Here is an 18,629-nt window from a genome sequence, read left to right on the forward strand (position 1 = left end):
GGATCAACGAATCACGCGCGCCTCCGCGACGACGCGACCTTCCGTGTCGCGCAGCACGAGCAAGGCGCGGCTCCAGTCGATGCCCGCCGTGGCCGTGGACGTGCGAAGCTGGAGCTGGCCGACGGGCGGCAGGTGCACCGGAAACGCCGCCTCACGCGACTGGCCGTGCGGCTGGCCGCTCAGATCGCAGGCGACGACCGAGGCGCGGGTGTTCCCGGCATCGAACACCTGCCGGGGAGTTTGAGGGTGGGCCAGATCGCAGAGTTCGATTCGCGCGATGGGTGCCGCAGGGGCTTTCAAGGTCAGCGTGATTTCGAGCGGCTCACCTGACGATGCCAGCGAGCCGATTCGCGCGGTCGAGAGCGGCGCGATCGTGCGGCCGCGTCGCAGCCAGATCTCGTAGCCGTCGATTTTCAGTACGGGCTGAAAATGGCCGACGAACCAATCGCGCAGCGGGCTCGCCGTGGAGAAGTGCTGCCGGTCGAGAAACTCGAGCAGATCGCGTTGCACGAGCACGGCCGCGCGGGGCGTGGCTTCGAGCCGGTCGACAATTTCCTGTTGTTGAGCCGGACGAAGCAGCGAGAACCAGTGGGTGGCGTTGGCGGGCGTCGGGGGCGGAAGTCCGCTCCAGAGGTTGGCGCTGAAGATTCCGGGAAAGCTGAACAACAGATCCGCGTGCGCGCGAAGATTCTCGGTGATGATGCGCAAATCGTAAGTGATGTCGTCAGGCAGCCGCAGGCTCTCCGCCCCGGGGAGCGCCAGCGGCTGGCTCGAATAGAAACGCTCCGCGCCGATTTTGCCGAGCTGCCCGGCGGTGAAGAGCGTGACCCCCGCCACCGCGGCGATGGCGAGTCGGCGAATGCCGCCGTCTCCCATCAGTGCGAGCGAGCGAAGCACCGGCGCGGCATCGGCGAGTCCGAGCGCGAGCAGCGGCACCCAGAGGAAGGTGCCCCAATTGATCTGGCTGCCGGCAACGGGATAGCCCTGCAGAAACTGAAATACGAGCACGAGCGCGAGCCAGCCGCGGAGCTGCGCCGCCTCGCGGTTCGATTGCAGCGGCACGACAAAAAGCCACGCGAGCGTCACCCCGTAGCACATGCCCCACGCTGCCATGCTCGTCGGGATGAGCTGCAGCGGAGAACAAAGAAAAATCGCGGCCGCGACCACGCGCACGAGCGCGACCAAGCTGCGGAAACGCGGGTGCTCCCATGCCTGCTGCCGCGCGACGAGCGCCGCACCTGCCAGCGACGCGATCGCCAGCACGCCGGTGCCGACGCGCCAGTTCATTCCGAAAAAATAGACTCCCGGATGTCTGAGCGGATCGAGCAGCACTCCCTGCAGCAGCCCCGCGAGGCTCGAGCCGCGGGCGACCGTGAGCGCTACGATGCCACCGCTGACCAAACCGATCGCGATCGCAAACTCCGTCCATCCTGGCGCGCCGACGCGCGGTTGCGTCACCCGTGGAAGCGTGAGCGTCAGCGACAGCGCGGCGCCGGCGAACACGAGCGCATACATCCGCACCCATGGCTGATCGAAGAGCGATCGCATCAGAACGAACGGCAGCAGCGCGCAGCCGGCCGCGAGGGCCCAAAGGAAAAATCGCGCGAGCCGCGCGGGGGCGGCATTGGCCGCGAGCCAGCAGACCGCCGCGCCGAGAAAGAAGACGCCAACGTTGATCTTGGTGAGCGCGAGGAGCGCTGCCGTTGCGCCCGCGACGACTGCGAATTCACGCAGCCGGCCCCGCGTCCAGAGTTCTCCGCTCCAGGCCGTGCCCGCGGCCACGAGGAGCGCGAGCAATCCGCCGGGATGGATCGGCTCGTTGATCATGATCCACAAGTAGGCGAACGTGATCGCGAGCGTGAGTGCGCTCCACAATAGCGAGCGTGTGACCCGCGCGACGAGGATCGCGCCGGCGCTGGCTGCGCCGAGCCAGTTCACGAGAGTGATCCAGCGTCCGGATACGTTCGTGAACTCAAATCCCAGGAGGCGGTGCAGCGCGTCGTAGATCAGATACGGCACTGGCCCGTATTGCGTGTAGACGCGGTCGTAAAGGGCGCCGTGCGCGGAGAAGTTGCGCAACGAGAGCAGCACGTAGCCCTCGTCGTCGTAGAGCATGAACGTCGTGAACAGCAACCAGTAGCCGGTCACCGCCAGCCCGGCCGCGAGCAGCCCGAGCGCGCCCCATTTCCATCCGTTGCGCCTGATCCCGGGCGCGGTCAAGGCCGGTCCTTCTTCACGATGTAGTTCGGCCGGCGCTTCACCTCGTCGTACACCCGGCCGAGATATTCGCCGAGCACGCCGATCGCGATCAGCTGCACGCCGCCGAGAAAGAGGATCAGCGTGACCAGCGTGGTGAAACCTGTCGCCGCCGTCTCCACGCCGAGGATACGACGCACCGCGAAAAACCCGCCAAGCGCGAACCCGATGAACGCCACGAACAGTCCGCTGTAGGTGAGCAGCCGCAATGGCAGATGCGAGAAGCTGAACAGGCCGTCGAGCGCGTAGCGCACGAGGCGCCGGAGCGTTTGCTGCGACTCGCCCGCGGCGCGGGCCTGCCGGTCGTAAACGACGTCCGCCCGCTTGAAGCCGATCCACGCGCGCAGGCCCGGAAAAAAGCGGTTGCGCTCCGGCAGCGCATTGAAGGCCGCCACGGCTTCGCGGCTCAGCAGCCCAAAGGTGCCCGAGTTCGGTTCGATCGGGAAGTCCGTCAGCCGCCCATAGCACGCATGAAAAAGGTCGAAGGCCCAGCGGCGTCCGCCGGTTTCCGCGCGCGTGCGGCGCACCGCCCGAACCACCTCCGCGCCCTCGCGCCAGGCGGCGACCAACTGCGGAATCACCTCCGGCGGATCCTGCAGATCGGCGTCCATCGTCACCACGGCATCCGCGCCTGCGGCGGCGGCGAGCCCGGCGGTCAGCGCACTTTGGAATCCAAAATTTCGTGACAACTCCACCAGTTCGAACCTTCGGTCGCGCGCCGTGGCCGCCCGCACGAGCGCCCGCGAATCGTCCGTGCTGCCGTCGTCGACAAGAATCGCGCGCCAGCGGAGGTCGCCCGTGCGATCGAAGACGGCGGTCAGGCGGCCGATCAACTCGGGCAGCACCGCCGCTTCGTTGAGAATGGGCGTGACGATCACGATCGTCGGAGATGTCTCCTCGGGCATCGGAGTTACGAAAACCGGCCGGGCCCAATCAGTAAACCTCAAAGCCGGCCTCGTGCGCCTGGCCGGCGCGTTTCACGAACGATTCAATCGCCGCGGTTTTCAACGTGCCAGCGATACACGGTCCAGACGTCGATCGCCTCGGCGGGTGTAGCCGGCGGAATCAGCTGACGCGCGATGCCCCATTCCATCTCCCGGCCGAGATAGGCGATGGCGCCAAACCGGGGCGGGAGGTGAGCCGTCCCAAGTAGCACGGGATGCCCCGTCAGCGAACGGATGAACAACCCGTCCTCCGGTTCGTCGATCCGCCCCTCGCTATAGGCGGTGATCAGCGGATGCCACGGAAACCAAATTGCGCCCGGATGCGCCTGGGCGAGCGCGATGCCGGAGGCGAGATGTTGCGTCTTCGGACGCCAGTTGCCGGGGCCGACGCCGCTGAGGTGCCAGCCTGCGATCGCAGCTGCGCCGAGGTAAGCGGTTGCGCGCACGATTGGACGTCCGCTCTGCACGAACGTCGTCGTGACCACCAACGGCAGCGCGAGCGCGAGCCCGTGCAGCGAATTGACGGCGCCGCCCATCTTCAGCAAGGCCGCCAGATCGAGCGGCAAAGTGGCCAGCCAAACCAGCGCCGGGAGCAGCCACACGGAATCGCGTCGCCACACCTGTTTTGCGGCGAAGAAAAGCAGCGCCACGGGCAGCCCGACATGGAACACCAGATGCGGCCAGAACTCGGCCAGCCGGTGCGCGACCGAATGCACCCACGGAATCGCGGCCGGGAAAACGAACAGCGCTTGGATCACGCCGGGCCCGCTCGCTGCAACCGTCACGGCCAATCCGAGCGCCGTGAGTAATACGACCAACAGACCATACTCCAGGGCGGCGCGGGGCCTTTCGGCGATCCAAAGATAGACCGCTTGCGCGACGACGAGTCCGACCAGCGTCTGCTTGCTGAGCAAGGACGCCGCTGCGAACGCTGCCGCCAACCACCGCCGGCGCGGGTTCGGGCCGGAACCTTGGGGGATCATCAGCAACGAGAGCAGGCCGCATCCGACGGCGACGTTGTCGGATTGCAGGAAGCGAAGATTTTCTGCCGGCCAGAGGGCGAGGCAAAACGCGAACGCGGCCAGACGCGACGCCGGGGCTCGCGTGGCGGCGCTTCCGGGCCAGCTTGCGCACACGATGCCCAGAGGAATCAGTGTAACTGCAAGATTGATACCGGCTGCGAGGAGCAGCGCCGGGGCGACGCCGCCCATCGCGAGGCACGGCGCAAAGGCGAGCAGCGGCACCGGGCCGTAGATCCACGTCGTGGAAGGACCGGTGGCAGACGCCGGATACAACGAGGCGCCTTGCTGCCACAAATAAAGGGGGGCGAGCCGGATCTCGTTCCAACCATAGGACGGAAACAGACAGAACGAACGCCAGAGCCAAAGGGCGAGTGCGGCTCCCGCCAGCGCGCCGCACAGCATCTCGAGTGGACGAAGGGAGTGCGGAGAGACGTCCATATCAAACGATGATGGAACGGCTCGCCTCAAGCGACGCGCGGCGTGGCGGTGTCACCGCAGGAAGTTGTATTTGACGATTGCCCACAGCGCGCGGAAGCCGTCGCGCCAGCCGATCTTTTTTCCCTCGGCGTAGGTGCGTCCGTAGTAGCTGATGCCGACCTCGTAGATGGGCACGCCGAGCCGCGCGACTTTGGCGGTGATCTCCGGTTCGAAGCCGAAGCGGTTTTCCTCGATCGTGATCTTCTGCAGCACCTCGCGGCGGAAAACTTTGTAGCATGTCTCCATGTCCGTGAGGTTGATGTTAGTCGCCATGTTCGAGAGCAGCGTGAGGAGCTTGTTGCCGACCATGTGCCAGAAGTAGACGACGCGGTGCGCCTCGCCGCCGGAGAAACGCGAGCCGAAGACGACATCGGCGCGGCCATCGACGAGCGGCTTCAGCAGTTTCGGATATTCCTGCGGATCGTATTCGAGGTCGGCGTCCTGGACGATGACGGCGTCGCCCGTGGCGGCGGCGAACCCGGTGCGGAGCGCGGCGCCTTTGCCCTGGTTGGTGTCGTGATAAATGATGCGATCGACGAGCGGCGCGATCTGGAGGCGTAGAATGTCGCGGGTACCGTCGCGCGAGCAATCGTCGACGACGATGATTTCCTTGTCGGCCACCGGCGCCGCGCGCACGCGTTCGACGATCGAGCGGATGGTGCCGGCCTCGTTGTAGCAAGGAATGACGATCGAGAGCTTCATTGAAGTGGCGGTGTCTCCATGATTGGGGCCGACCGCTGAACGGGAAGCCAATTTGACAGCTGCGGCTGAACCGGCCGCGGTGAAGGGGTCGACGAAGTTGCCGATGGATTGACGGATGTCGGGGCTGCTGCAGGCTCGCCGCCGGATGTCGGGTCCAACACCGTTTTGCCAACTCTGCCGCGATAGCGGTGGACGCTGCAGTGAAGCCTGAAACACCATTGTCCCGGAGATCCACCGCTGGAGAAGCATTGCGCACCGAACCTGCACTCGGAGTGTCAGGTCCGGTGCGGACCGATTTTTACGTTTTCATCGCAGATCGGTTGATCCGGGGGGCTGTGGGATTTGCGGTGACCGGAGCAATTGGCCGTCAAATGGGGCCGGAGGTATTTGGCTGGTTCAGTTATGCTGGGGCGGTGGTGTCCTTTGGCGCTGCGTTCGCCAATCTGGGTCTGGACAGCATTGTGGTGCGGGAGTCCGTGAGCAGACCCGCTTCGGTTGCTCGAATCATGGCGGCGGCGTTTGTCTGGCGACTTGTGATCGGCGCGTTGGCGGCGGCGATGATTGCCGCGGCCCTGCCTTGGATTTCCGGACCTGGGGCACTACAGCGCGGATTGCTTGCGATCGCCTTGTTTGGGGCGTTCGGTCCTGCGTTCGCCGTGCCGATGCTCTGGTTTCAGGCCCGGACTCAGGCGCGGGTGGCGGTCCGCGCGGGACTGTGGGGATTCGGCTTGGTGACAGCGCTGAGGCTGTGGCTCCTCTGGCGTGGTGCTTCGCCTTTCGCGTTTGCCTGGGCGAGTGCGATCGAAACGGTGGGGGCGCCGTTGCTGGTGTTTGGGGCGATGACCCGGCGGGGCGGCCGGCTGGAGTTCCAGCAGCTCTGGTGCGAGGGCAAGGCTCTCCTGCACGAGGCGTGGCCCCTGCTGGTGGGCGCGCTTGCGGCCACGCTCTACATGCGCGTCGACCAGATCATGTTGCGCTGGCTGTCCGGCGCCGACGCGGTGGGGCTGTATGCCGCGGCAACGCGCTTTAGTGACGCGGCCTATGCCATTCCTTTCTTGGCAGGGGCCAGTGCAATGGCGACGCTCACGGCGGCAGCGCAGGACCCCGTTCGATTTCCGGCGTTGCTGAGCCGATATGTCCGCGCCAGTGCTGCGTTGGGTTATGCACTGGTGATCCCCTTGATTGCCGCTGCTCCATTAGTGGTGCCGCTGGCCTACGGGAGGGACTTTTCCGACGCGTCCACGATTGCCCAGATTCACCTTCTCTCGGTGGTGTTTGTGTCAATCAGCGTGGCCCGCGGGCGAGTGCTCGTCATTCGCGGTCTGACCCGGTTCGCCATGTGGACAGCGGTGATCGGCGGCGGCGTGAATGTCGTGCTTAACGCTGCGTTGATTCCAAGATGGGGCGCAGCCGGGGCCGCGGTGGCGACCGTTGTCGCGCATGCCACCGCAGCCCTGCTCACGACACTGGTTTATCGCCCGACGCGCGAACTGGGATGGTGCCAGGTTCGGGCATTGCTTCGCCCAGGTCTGCGCATCTCCATCTAGACTGTGCCTGTGCTGTCCTCCATCCGGCTTCGACGCGCAGTACGAGCGTGGCAGGATACGTCCGCCCGTCCCGTGCTTCGGCGACCGATCGCGCTCCAGTTTCCCGTCAACGACATATGCAATTCGCGCTGCCAGATGTGCCACATCTGGCAGCGCAAGCGTGACGACGAGATGATGCCGGCGGAGATCGGAGCCGTCTTGCGGGATCCATTCTACCGCGACGTTGAGAATGTCGGGATCAACGGAGGCGAACCGACGCTGCGTCGCGATCTCGTCGCGGTCGTTGCCGAGGTGATTAAGGCCCTGCCGTCACTTCGAAGCCTGGCTCTAATCACGAACGCAATCCGCGGACCACGCGTCATCGAATCGATCGAGGAGTTGGGGCGCCTTTGCCGTCGTCACGGCAAGCTGCTCGACGTGATGGTGTCGCTGGACGGAATTGGCGATGTGCATGACCGGGTCCGCGGAGTTCCGGGGAACTTCGGGAGCGCGGTTCAGGTGCTCGATTACCTTGCCGCGACGGAGTGGGTGACCTCCTACCGAATCGGCTGCACGATAATTCGAGAGAACGTCTTCCACCTCGAGGAGGTTCTGGAGTTCGCACGGGGTCGCGGTGTGTATGCCCGGTTCCGCCTGGGTATCCCTCATCCGCGACTTTACACCGGCTCGCTCCAGCAGCCGTTTCAATTGAGTCCCGGCGAGGTGTTTCACGTGGCGGCGTTCCTCGATACGCTCGTTCATAGCTATGAACGAGATTCCTTTCGGCGGACGTTTTATCGCAGCTTGCGGGATCAGCTCGTGTATGAGGCGCCGAGACGGGCGGGCTGTGTTTGGCGGAATCGGGGCGCAACCCTCGGGCCGCGCGGGGAGCTTGCGTTCTGTGCGGTGGCCAGTCCGACATTGGGAAACGGACGTCGGAGCGCTCCGGGGCAGGTGTATCGCGAGCATCGCGATGTACTGCGGCAGATCCAGGACACGCGCTGCGCGGACTGCCGTCACGATTACGATGGCATGGGCAGCCGCCGCATGTTGCTGCGCTACTGGCTTGGACGAGTTTGGCAGCGGCTGCCGGCGGGTTTGAAGCCGCCGGCGAAGGCCGCGCTCGGCCAGGCGCGGCACTGGGGAGAGTGGGTGAAGTTGCTCCGGCCCGCGGCGTGCGGAAACCAGCGCATGGGCGACGCGGTTCTGCTCTGTGGCTGGTATGGCACGGAGACACTTGGCGACCGCGCGATTCTCGCGGGGTTGTGCCGGCTGATTGCCGAGGAGATGCCCGGCGCTCCGATCGATGTTGCCAGTCTCGAGCCTTATGTCACCCGCGAGACCTGCCGGGTCATGCCCGAAATGCAGGTTCGCGCGGTTCTGGATATCCCTACGGCGAAACGGCAGGTGGCCGCAGGGTCGTATGCCCTCGTCGCTGTGGCAGGCGGGCCGCTGATGACTTCAATCAAAGAGGTCATCGACCTCTGGCAGTTGCTGGCGTCGGGGCGGGCCGTGGGTGCGTGCACGGCCCTGCTCGGCTGCGGAATCGGTCCGTTGCGCAATGGTGGGGCGAGACGGGGCGCAGTTGCTGCCATGGTGAAGCTCGCCGACGTATGTATTCTGAGGGACCAGGCGGGTGCGCGGCAGGCGCGCCGGTTGGGACGAGCAAGGCCGGTATTGACCGCGCCTGATCCCGCGTTCCTGTGGTCGCGTCTGCAGCGCTCGGACACCGAACGCCGCTCGAAGCCCCTTGCCATCGCGCTCGCCCTTCGCGACTGGCCGCTGGAGGAATATGCGTTCGATCTATCTGCTGCGCGTGCGCAGCATGCGAAGGGGCGCTTCGAGTTCGAACTCGTGCGATTGGTCGAGACTTTGCAGCAGTGGGGCGACGTTGAGATTGATCTCGTGTGCATGCACTCCCTGCCGGTGGGAGGAGACGACCGTGACTTCTACAGGCGGTTGCTCCCTCACCATCCGGAGTTGTTGGCCCAACTGGCGGGCCCTCGACCCACTCCTGGCGACGTGGTGAAACGTTTGCAGGATGTGGATGCGATTGTCGCGATGCGTTTTCATTCATGCGTCTTCGCCCTCGGTCTCGGCAAACCATTCCTCGCGCTCGACTATACCCGCGGCGGAAAAATCGCCGGCCTGCTCGGGGACACCGGTAATCTGGAGAGACTCGTATCGCCCGAGCAGTTCGATGGCCGCCAGTCGGCGCTGCGTCTTCGCGCTGAGATCGCGGCTGGCGGCAAGCCGCGTTTGCCCTCGCTGGCCGAGGGTGAGGAAGTTTACCGGCATGCGCTGCGTGCGCTGGCGCGAGCCGTCGCGCAAGCTCCCTCGAGCGTATGAAGGTCGCGCATATCACGATCAGTGCGTCCGGAGGGGCGGGCATCGCTGCCGGGCGCAGTGTCGCCGCGCTCCGAGAAGTGGGGATCGAGGCGGAACTCTGGACCGCAGATCCGCCGGATGAAGGCGGACGGCGGGTGCGAAGTCCCCGTTGGTCGGGGTGGCGAGGGCGCATCGATCGGTGGCCGCTCTGGCGTTATCCGCGCCGGTGCTTTTTTTCGGAATGGTCGAATTCGGTTCTGCCTTCCCGGATTGCGCGCACGGTGAAGCGAAGCGCACCGGATCTGGTGCACCTCCACTGGCTGGGCGGCGGTTTCGTTCGCGTGGAGGAGTTGAAGCGCTTTCCGATGCCGATCGTCTGGACCTTGCACGACACCTGGCCGCTCACCGGCGGCTGTCATTATCCTGACGACTGCCGCCGCTTTGCTGCCGGTTGTGGCTCTTGTCCGCAATTGAGCTCCACGATCGGGGATGACCTGAGCGCACGTAATTTTTCGCGGAAGCGCCGCGCGTTCGCCGGAGTCAGCCGGTGGATCGCACCCAGTATTTGGATACGAGACCTCGCGCGGCAAAGCCCCCTGGCTGCCGGCAGCCAAGTCGAGATCGTTCCAAATGGTCTGGACGGAACCGTGTTCCGCCCAGGCGATCGAGCGAGCGCGCGCAGGCGACTGGAGCTTCCCGAGAATGCCGTGGTGTTCGCTGCCGGCGCCGTCGACCTGAGGGAACGCCGTAAGGGCGCCCATTTCCTGCCCGAGGCCGTCCGTCTGGCGCAGCACAGGCTCGGCCGCCCTTGCATTCTGGTTGTGTTCGGTCGCGGTGTGGCCGGGTCCGCGGAGTCGCGTCTGAATACAAGGGCCCTCGGTCCAATAGAAGATCCGGCTAAGTTAGCCGCGGTTTATCGCGCCGCCGACCTGTTGCTGCTGCCATCGACCCAGGACAACCTGCCAAATATCGCGGTCGAGGCGCTGGCTTGCGGCTGTCCTACCGTGGCGTTCGACTCGGGTGGCATTCGTGACATTGTCAGAGATGACGTCACGGGAGAGCTGGTATCTGAGCAGTCGGCCGCTTCCCTCGCCGAAGCAGCCGTGCGCTGGATAACGCGCGGCCGGCCGGCCGAAATGGTCGCGGTGGAGTGCCGTTCTCACTTCGAAACGAATTTCTCCTATGCCGTCCATGCGAGGCGACTGCGCTTGGTTTACGAAACCGTCCTGGATACTACAGGAGAGCAGCCCCCGTTGCCGTCATGCTCCTGACGATCATCACAATCACGAAACAAGACCCGGCGGGTCTGGGGCGCACACTCCGCAGCACGGGACGAATATCCAATGATAGCGTCGAGCACCTTGTGGTGACGGTGTGTTCGGAGGCGGATGATACATCCTCAGCAATACGGGCGATGGGCAGTTCGGCACGCATCATCGTGCAGCCCACCGATGGGATTGCCGAAGCGTTCGGTGCCGGCTTGGCCTCGGCGCAAGGCGAGTGGGTTTGGTTTCTCAACGGCGGCGATGCCGTGCACGAGACGCTGGAGTGCGGCTGGTTGATCTCATTATTGCAGCACACGCGGGCCGAGGTCATCACGGGGGCGCTGCAGTTTGACGGAGATGCCGCTCCTCGGCCGGCCCCACCGCTAAAGTATCAATGGCCGCTCGTCCGCTGCTGGCTGATGCACCCCGCCACGATTGTTCGTCGCCAGCGGCTCTGCTCGGCCGGGGGATTCGATGCGCGCTGGCGGGTGGCGATGGATTTCGAACTCTGGCAGCGTCTCATTCGCGACGATGTTGCGATCGACGTGATTTCTCGACCCTTCGCACGTTTTGCACGCGCAGGCGTAAGCGAACGCGACGAAGGCCGCCTGGCTCGGGCGGAAGAGGCGGCCGTGCTCCGGAAATATTCAGGACGGATCGCACTCGCCGTTGGCCGGCAGGTATTGGGCGCTGGCCGACGTCTACTGCAGGCCTTCCGGCTCTGGCCCGATGGCCGTTCCGGCCGGCGCGATCGCCGCGTGCTCTCCGAATGAAAGTGTCGTTCGTTCTTCCCGGTGGGGCAGCTGTCCCGAGCGGCGGCGCCCGCATGGCTCTCCGCTACGCCAATGCGCTCGCGGCCAGCGGGTGGACGGTCTCGATAATCCTGCCCTCGGCGTTGCGCGGGTCGGGAGGCTGGTGGGGAAAAAAAGCCCGGCAGACACGATATTGGTGGTGGCGTTTCAATCGCGGCTACTCACCCCACCGATGGTTTCAGGTTCTGCCGGGCGTGGGTATCGATTGGGTGCAGGATCTTCGTCGCTTGGCCGCCTCGGCGGACGTCGTGATTGCAACCTCGGTCCAGACTGCGGAATCAATTTCCCATTGGCCTGCTTCGGGCCTGCGGTTGCTCTATCTGGTGCAAGGCTATGAAACCTGGGATTTCCCGGCCGAGCGCGTGAAGGCATCATGGCGGCTGCCTTTCGTGAAGCTCGCGGTGTCCCGCTGGCTTTGCGATTTGATAAAGGCGACGGGGGAATCGGCGGTCTACCTGCCCAACGGGGCCGATCCGATTCATTTTGGTGTAGATCGACCCATTGAGTTAAGAAAAGCGCCGCACCTCCTGTGGCCCTTCCATTCGCATCCGCAAAAAGGTGCGGCCGATGTGCTGGCGGTCCTTCCGCGTTTGCGGGCCCAGCTGCCGGAGCTGTCCGTCCACGCGTTCGGAGTCGCGTCGATTGGAGGGCCGCAACGAGATGGGATTCGCTACCACCAAAACCCCGCTCCCGCGGAGCTGAGGCGGCTTTACAACGAGGCTCGCGTGTTCGCTGCGCCCAGCCACGCAGAAGGATGGGGGCTGCCGCCTTTCGAGGCTCAGCAATGCGGCTGTGCTGTCGCTGGCACCGATATCGGCGGGCACCGCGAGTTTCTGCGAAATGAGGAGAATGCGTTGCTCCATCCGGCCGGGGATACCACCCGCTTCGCGTCAAATCTGCTCCGGTTGCTGACCGACGACGGCCTGAGTCAGCGGCTCGCGACGCGAGGGCAGGTCGATGCGATGGGATGGCGCTTCGAAGCGTCGGTCGATCGCCTGCAACGGGCGCTTCGGGGCGAGGATGTGATATGAATGAGACAGGTGAAATCGGTGTGGTGGTGGTCACGCATCGGCCGTCCGGGGGAATGGGCGCCCGCCTCCAGGCGATGCGGTGCCAGGGCGCCTTCTTCGTCGTGGTCGACAACGGATCGTCCCCAGCGGAGCGCAGTTTGCTCGCCTTCGAAGCGGCGCGGCTGGGCGGCGAGTGGGTGGCGAACGTCGAGAACATCGGTCTGGCGGCGGCTTTGAACCAAGGAGTATCGCGCCTCCGTGATCGCGGTTGCGCATGGGCGCTCCTGTTTGATCAGGATAGCGAGCCGCCGCGGTCGTTGGGTCAGCGGCTGGCGAGGGATGTCGCCGACCATCCGGGCAACGCTCGAATCGCGGCGATCGGGCCGAACTTTCGAGATGCGGCCACGGGGCGCAGTCATCGTTTCTTGCGCGCCGACGATCGGGTTCGCTGGCTGTTTTCGAAAACGCCGATGACGGACTCGGTCCTGCCCGTCACGATGGTCATCACCTCGGGCTCGCTGGTGAGGATCGCGGCATGGGAGGCGGTGGGGCGCTTCGATGAGGGGCTCTTTATCGATTATGTGGATACGGATTTTTGTCTGAAAGCGCGGGCGGAGGGCTGGACGATTCTGGCCACCTCGTCGGCCTGCCTGCAGCACCGCTTGGGGAACCGGGAGGTGCGGCGGTTTCTTGGCTGGGAGGCAACGCCGACCCATCACTCGCCGCTTCGGCATTATTACATCGCACGAAATCGTGTTCCGCTGCTGCGGCGACACGGCCGCCGCGAAGTGCATTGGGTGCTCTTTGAGGTCTGTGCGGCGGCGCTTTGGGTTTTTCGGGTAGTCGCATTCGAACGGGCGAAACTCAAAAAGCTACGCGCGATGCTGGTTGGCACCTGGGACGGCCTGTGCGGCCACAATGGCCCATGTCCTCTTTCGCGACGAAGGACGTTTGAAACATGAGTCCGCTCCGGCTTTCCATCGTCATCGTCGCCTACCGCTCTCGCGATGAGATCGGGGCGTGTCTTGCTTCGCTTCCACCGACGATGGCCGGCGGCACGGTCGAGGTGATCGTGGTCGACAACTCGCCCGGCGAGGGGGCGGGCGAACTCATTCGCGCGCGTTTCCCGTCGGTAAACTATGTCCCCGCGCCGACGAACCTCGGGTTCGGGCGCGCGAATAATCTCGGCTTCGCTCACACGGATCCGCGCGGCGAGTTCGTGCTGTTCCTCAATCCCGACACCGTCGCCAACGCGCCAGCGCTCGAGCACTGCGTCGAGAGGCTGCGGCACGACTCCCGCATCGGGCTGATCTCGCCGAAGCTCGTGCTCGCCGACGGCTCCATGGACCTCGCCTGCCGGCGCTCGATTCCCACCGCCTGGGACGGTTTTTGCCGTGCCAGCGGGGTGGCGGCGCGGTTTCCACGAACGAAGTTATTTTCCGGATACAATCTGACGCACCTGCCGGAAAGCGCGTCTTGCGACGTCGGCGCGATCAATGGTGCCTTCATGCTGGCGCCGCGCCGCGTGCTGCAGGCGGTCGCGCCCGACGGCAAGGTGTTCGACGAGGCGTTCTTCATGTATGGCGACGACCTCGATCTTTGCCTGCGCGTGGCGCGTGCCGGCTGGCGGATCGTTTACGACGGCCGCGTGAGCATCACGCATCTCAAAGGCGTGAGCGTCGCGAAGGAGTTCGATCGCATGTCGCAGGCGATCTTCGACGCGAATCGCGATGTCTACCTGAAGCATTTCGGCACCACGCCGTGGGCGCGCGCGAAGTGGCGGCTGCTGTTTGGGCTGTGGAAACGTCTCGCCCTCTGGCGGGCGCGCCAGCGCGGTCATCGGCGGGTGCGCCCGCTGTGAGGTTAGCGCAGATGCTGGCGGTTCACTCTGAAGGATTTTTCCAGCGGAGAAGCGTCAGGCCGAGGATCTGCAGGTCCAGCCAGATCGACCAGTTCTCGATGTAGTAGATGTCGTGCTGCACGCGCCGCAGCAGGTTGCCTTCGCCGCGGAAGCCGTTGACCTGCGCCCAGCCGGTCAGGCCCGGCTTCGCCAGATGGCGCGGCAGGTAGTGCGGGATCGAGCGCGAGAGGTGGTCGACATGAAACGGCCGCTCGGGTCGCGGGCCGACGAGGCTCATCTCGCCGCGGAGCACGTTCCAGAACTGCGGCAACTCGTCGAGATTCCAGCGGCGCATGAACGCACCGATCCGAAGCCGGCGTCCGTCCGCCCCGGCGGTGCTCACGCGTTCGTGATCCGTTGCGGACGCATCGGGCTGCATGCTGCGGAGTTTCCACAACGTGAACGGCTGGCCGTCGAGCCCCACACGCGTCTGCGCGAAAAACACCGGACCCTCGGGCGACTCGCGTTTGATCAGGGCGGCGAGGATCGCGATCAGTGGCGCGGAGAGCACGAGCCCGAGCGTGGCGCCGAGCAGGTCGAGTGCCTGTTTCGCCGCGCGATTGAAGAGCCGGTTGATCGCCAGCGATTCGACGCCGAGCACCGGCACGCGACCGACGGCCTGCAGGCGCAGTCCGCTGGTGAGAATCTGAAATGCCGACGGCACGATCTTCCATTCTACGAACGCGCGTTCGCACGTTTCCGCGATGGCTTGCAGGCGCTCCCGCGGGAACTCGCTGCGCGCGGCGATCAGGACGTCGATCTCGTGTCGGCGTAACACCGAGGCGAGTTGCTCCGCTGCGCCCAGGTGTGGCAGGCCGGCGGCCGCCGGCTCGTCGTCGAGCGTGATCGCGCCGCAGATTTTGAACGGGTGCGCCGGCAAGGCCGCGACGTCATTGACGAGATCCGCCGCTTCGTCGCTCCAGCCGATCACCGCCACGCGCTGCCGCAGGCGATCGAGCAGCGTCGTGCGCGTGAACACGGCATAAATGGCGCTCCGCCACAGGAACATCAGCGCGAGTGTCACGACATACGCGAGGATCACGAACCACCGCGAAATTGGCGGCTGAAAATAGAGCACCAGTGAGAGGCTCAGATATGCGACGAGCCAGAACGTGGCGCCCTTGATGATGAGATTCAGCGACTGAAATTTCCGCAGCAGGTAGCGTTCTTCGTAGAGATTCAGGTGGGCGAAAGCCGCGACGAGAAAGGCCGTGCCGAGCAACAACAGCGGCAGGTAATCGCGGAAACGCGCATCGGGCACGAGCAGCCCCACGCGTCCGAGTGCCGTGTGATAACGCAACCAGTAACCGAGCGATAAACCGCCGAAGGCGACGAGCGTGTCGCCCGCGAGCAGCAGCGAAGGCAGCACGGTCTGGCGAAGCGGGGCGGAACGGCGGGCAGCCATAAGGTTTTAGCGGGACGGAGCGGAGAGAAATTCGAGCAGGAAGCCGCCGCGCAGCCAGCCCTTCGGCGGACAGCGTCGACGGAGCTCCGGCGTCAGCAGTGGCGTCGCCTGCACGTTGACGTCAATGGGCGGCGGGCCGTCGGGATGGCCGGCCAGCACACCGTAGCCGGCGCGCACGCGACGGAAAGCGGGGCCGGACGGAACGGCCACGGTTTGTTCCCGCCACATCTTCGCGAGGGCGGCCGACCTCGCGTCGTCGGCGGGCAGAGCCGCGGCGGCGACGCGGACGATTTCGGGGCGCAGTGCGCCGAACGGCGGCGAAAACCAAAGCTCGGAAAACGCGAAGGCCGGATCGTTCAACCATTCAGTGGCGAAGGCGCGCACCCCGCCGGCACGGTCGCCGGTGCGCAGCTGCGCCAGCCCGAGGCCGAAGTAGACGCCACCGCGGCGTGGCGCGAGACGCGCGGCGGCGAGGAAGTGGCGCGCCGATCCGGCGGGATCGCGCTCGAGGAGCAGCCAGCCGAGGTTGTAATGTGCGTATTCAAGATCCGAATTCACGAGCAACGCGCGCTGAAGCGCGTCGCTGGCGGCGTCAACCGATGCGCCGGATTGATCCGGAAAGGGATGTCCGGTGGCGAAGTGGGCGCCGAGTTGTTGGAGATAAAACGGATCGCCCGACATCAGCCTGTCGGCGCGTCGCAACAGGGCGACATAGCGTTCGGGATCGTTCTCCGCGGCCGCGTCGAGCGCGTGCGCATACGCGGCGCGCGCGGCAAGATCGCGAGCTGAAATGACGAGGACTGGCACGAGCGCGACTGCGCCAACGATAGCGACCACCCGAGGGCGACCCGGCGGAGGAGGCGGATTCGAACGGACCCACGCGGCGAGATGCGCGGCGGCGAGCACGGCGAACGCGGGAATATCCAGCGGATGGTCGAACAACACAACGGTCGCAGTCGCCACCAGTCCGGCGGCGAGCGCGATCCGTTCGGGCGGCCAGGGGATTTCGGCGCAAAACCCGTGGAGCACGCCGAAAGCGATCAGGACGACGGCTAACAAGCCCGCGAGTCCGAGCGTCGCCCACGTTTGCGCGAACGCGTTGTGGAGATGGAGGAAGTTGTCGACCGAGCCCGGCAAATCGCCGCGCACGCGCGGAAACACGTGCGGCACGGTGCCTGGGCCCCAGCCGAGCGCAGGGCGTTCGGCGCCGAGTTGTGCGCCACCGAGCAGCATCGCGAGACGCTGGTCGTTGCTCTCCTGCGCGACGGGTGCCCAGCGCCCGTGCAGCGCGAGATCCCGCAAGCGGCCATTCGTCGCGACGCCGAGCAGCAGGGCCGCGACCACGAGCGCGAGAAAACGAAGCCGCTGGCCGCGACGCCAGAAATACAGACCCGCCGCGACGGCAAATCCGGCGCCGAGCGCGAGAACGGCACCGCGACTGGCCGACGAGACCGCGACCAGCACGGCCAAGCTTGCGCTCACTGCAGAAAGCGCGCGGATCCAGGTTCGAGTGCGCGTGGCACAGACGAACAGCCATGATGCCGCGAGCACACTGAAACTGCCGAGGGCATTGCTGTGACCGAACGGAAAAGCGTTGCGCGCCGCGATCCCGCCGCGTTGCACAACACCAATCAGCCAGGCGAGTCCGCTCGCGGCGACGATGGCGAAGGCGAGAGCGCCGATGAGCAGAAAAACGCGAGTCGTGCGATTGCTCGATCCGGCAAACAACGGCCGCAAGGCATACGGCAACGCGCCGGCGCCGAGCACCGGCAGTGTCGCCGCCAAACTGATACCGCGCAACGGACTCGCGAGCGCGGACAAGACGGCGGCGCCGGCGAGCAATCCGAACCCGAGATCGAGCGCGCCGCCGAGCCGGCTGTGTTCTCGGCGAGATGCGAGCCGCCACAGCGCGACCGCGATCGGCAGCAGCCAGAACGCCGCGGCAAAACCGGCCCAGGGCCAGACCAGGATGCGGCTGGTCGACGGAGAAAGGAGCGAGAGCGTCGTCACCAAGGTCGCGCCTGCGGCGATCAGCACGCGCTGGCTCGAAGCGGTGGCGTCGGCGGAGCGGAGCGAGGGCGATGCGGGTGAAGCCATGAAAGGGAACGAAGGCGGATCCGTCGATCTCAGCGCGCGCGGCGAGCTCGCGCAAGCCGGAGGCTGCGGCCGTGGCTGCGGATCGCGCGCTGGGCGGCAGGTTTACGCTTGTTTAACCCGGTGGGCTTGACGGTCGCGCGCGGGCGCGGGCAGGCTGCCGCGATGGCTGGAGCCGACGGACCAAAGAAGAACGCCTTGCTGCTGAAGCTCGCGATCGTCGCGGCGATCTTGATCGCGGTGGCGGTGGTGGTGATGCGAGGCGTGGATGTGCGCGGCCTTGTCGAGCAAGGGCTGGCGTTGATCCGGACGGCGGGGCCGGAAATTTACTTCACGGCGATGGCGATTTTGCCGGCGTTCGGGGTGCCGGCGTTGACCTTCACGTTGACGGCCGGACCGGTGTTCGGGCCGAAACTTGGACTGCCGCTAGTGGTGACGCTGTCGCTGATCGCGATGACGGTGAACATGGTGATCACCTATGCGCTCGCGCGTCGTGCCCTGCGGCCGTTTCTGGAGCGGCTGATGACGCGTCTCGGTTACAAGCTGCCGGAGATGGACGCGGGCGATTTGACGGACCTCGCGATCATCACGCGCGTGACGCCGGGCGTGCCGTTCTTCGTGCAAAACTATCTGCTCGGTTTGGCGGGCGTGCCGTTCGGCCGATATCTGCTGGTTTCGTGCGTGGTCACGTGGATCTACACGGCCGGCTTCGTGCTTTTTGGTGATGCGCTGCTCCACGGTAAGGGGCGCCTGGCGATGCTGGCGGCGAGCGTGCTCGTGTTGGCGGTCGTGGCCACGCATTGGGCGCGGAAGCATTACGGGAAGAAGAAAGCGGCGCAGCGCTTGGAAGGAGAAACCGGCCCATGAGGACGCGGGACGAGAGTTTGT

General features: G+C 65.6%; 14 protein-coding genes. 8 read left to right on the plus strand and 6 right to left on the minus strand.

Going from position 1 to position 18,629, the window contains the following annotated elements; genetic code table 11:
- Window positions 1-3 precede the first annotated feature (3 nt).
- From AC6RV7_RS19850 to AC6RV7_RS19865, 4 genes are all read right to left on the minus strand, one after another.
- Entirely contained in the window at window positions 4-2,220 is a 2,217-nt protein-coding gene (locus AC6RV7_RS19850) for a hypothetical protein (RefSeq protein WP_500095941.1), read from the minus strand.
- On the minus strand, window positions 2,217-3,161 hold the full coding sequence (locus tag AC6RV7_RS19855; RefSeq protein ID WP_500095942.1) for a glycosyltransferase family 2 protein: 945 nt from the start codon (window positions 3,159-3,161) through the stop codon (window positions 2,217-2,219). Before AC6RV7_RS19855 ends, AC6RV7_RS19850 begins: the two co-directional genes overlap by 4 nt.
- An 83-nt stretch (window positions 3,162-3,244) precedes the next feature.
- A complete protein-coding gene (locus AC6RV7_RS19860) occupies window positions 3,245-4,660 on the minus strand; it encodes a hypothetical protein (RefSeq protein WP_500095943.1) in 1,416 nt (471 codons plus the stop codon).
- 51 nt (window positions 4,661-4,711) lie between these two features.
- The gene (locus tag AC6RV7_RS19865; protein ID WP_500095944.1) at window positions 4,712-5,401 is read right to left on the minus strand and encodes a glycosyltransferase family 2 protein; all 690 of its coding nucleotides are present in this window, start codon (window positions 5,399-5,401) and stop codon (window positions 4,712-4,714) included.
- Window positions 5,402-5,589: 188 nt separating this feature from the next.
- Here AC6RV7_RS19865 and AC6RV7_RS19870 point away from each other — a divergent pair, with 188 nt between their 5' ends.
- The 7 genes from AC6RV7_RS19870 to AC6RV7_RS19900 all read left to right on the plus strand — a co-directional run bounded on the left by AC6RV7_RS19870 (window position 5,590) and on the right by AC6RV7_RS19900 (window position 14,203).
- Complete coding sequence (locus tag AC6RV7_RS19870) at window positions 5,590-6,948, plus strand: flippase (protein ID WP_500095945.1); 1,359 nt, start codon at window positions 5,590-5,592, stop codon at window positions 6,946-6,948.
- A gap of 72 nt (window positions 6,949-7,020) precedes the next feature.
- Window positions 7,021-9,276, plus strand: a complete 2,256-nt coding sequence (locus AC6RV7_RS19875) for a polysaccharide pyruvyl transferase family protein (RefSeq protein ID WP_500096003.1) — start codon at window positions 7,021-7,023, stop codon at window positions 9,274-9,276.
- Window positions 9,273-10,526 (plus strand): glycosyltransferase, encoded by a 1,254-nt coding sequence (locus AC6RV7_RS19880; protein WP_500095946.1) that lies wholly within the window; start codon window positions 9,273-9,275, stop codon window positions 10,524-10,526. The genes AC6RV7_RS19875 and AC6RV7_RS19880 overlap by 4 nt, the downstream gene beginning before the upstream one ends.
- Window positions 10,517-11,293: a glycosyltransferase gene (locus tag AC6RV7_RS19885; protein WP_500095947.1), complete on the plus strand. Its 777-nt coding sequence runs from the start codon at window positions 10,517-10,519 to the stop codon at window positions 11,291-11,293. Before AC6RV7_RS19880 ends, AC6RV7_RS19885 begins: the two co-directional genes overlap by 10 nt.
- On the plus strand, window positions 11,290-12,363 hold the full coding sequence (locus AC6RV7_RS19890) for a glycosyltransferase family 4 protein (protein ID WP_500095948.1): 1,074 nt from the start codon (window positions 11,290-11,292) through the stop codon (window positions 12,361-12,363). The genes AC6RV7_RS19885 and AC6RV7_RS19890 overlap by 4 nt, the downstream gene beginning before the upstream one ends.
- Window positions 12,360-13,304, plus strand: coding sequence for a glycosyltransferase family 2 protein (locus AC6RV7_RS19895; protein ID WP_500095949.1), 945 nt, complete (start codon window positions 12,360-12,362; stop codon window positions 13,302-13,304). The genes AC6RV7_RS19890 and AC6RV7_RS19895 overlap by 4 nt, the downstream gene beginning before the upstream one ends.
- Complete coding sequence (locus AC6RV7_RS19900) at window positions 13,301-14,203, plus strand: glycosyltransferase family 2 protein (RefSeq protein WP_500095950.1); 903 nt, start codon at window positions 13,301-13,303, stop codon at window positions 14,201-14,203. Before AC6RV7_RS19895 ends, AC6RV7_RS19900 begins: the two co-directional genes overlap by 4 nt.
- 22 nt (window positions 14,204-14,225) lie before the next feature.
- Here the strand turns inward: AC6RV7_RS19900 and AC6RV7_RS19905 are convergent, their stop codons facing one another.
- Both AC6RV7_RS19905 and AC6RV7_RS19910 read right to left on the minus strand, forming a co-directional pair.
- Window positions 14,226-15,647, minus strand: coding sequence for a sugar transferase (locus AC6RV7_RS19905; RefSeq protein ID WP_500095951.1), 1,422 nt, complete (start codon window positions 15,645-15,647; stop codon window positions 14,226-14,228).
- Window positions 15,648-15,653: 6 nt separating this feature from the next.
- Complete coding sequence (locus AC6RV7_RS19910) at window positions 15,654-17,744, minus strand: O-antigen ligase family protein (protein WP_500095952.1); 2,091 nt, start codon at window positions 17,742-17,744, stop codon at window positions 15,654-15,656.
- Window positions 17,745-17,906: 162 nt separating this feature from the next.
- Between AC6RV7_RS19910 and AC6RV7_RS19915 the strand changes: the two genes are divergently transcribed.
- Entirely contained in the window at window positions 17,907-18,608 is a 702-nt protein-coding gene (locus AC6RV7_RS19915) for a TVP38/TMEM64 family protein (RefSeq protein WP_500095953.1), read from the plus strand.
- Window positions 18,609-18,629: the final 21 nt, after the last annotated feature.

The organism is Opitutus sp. sgz309028, assembly GCF_059821195.1.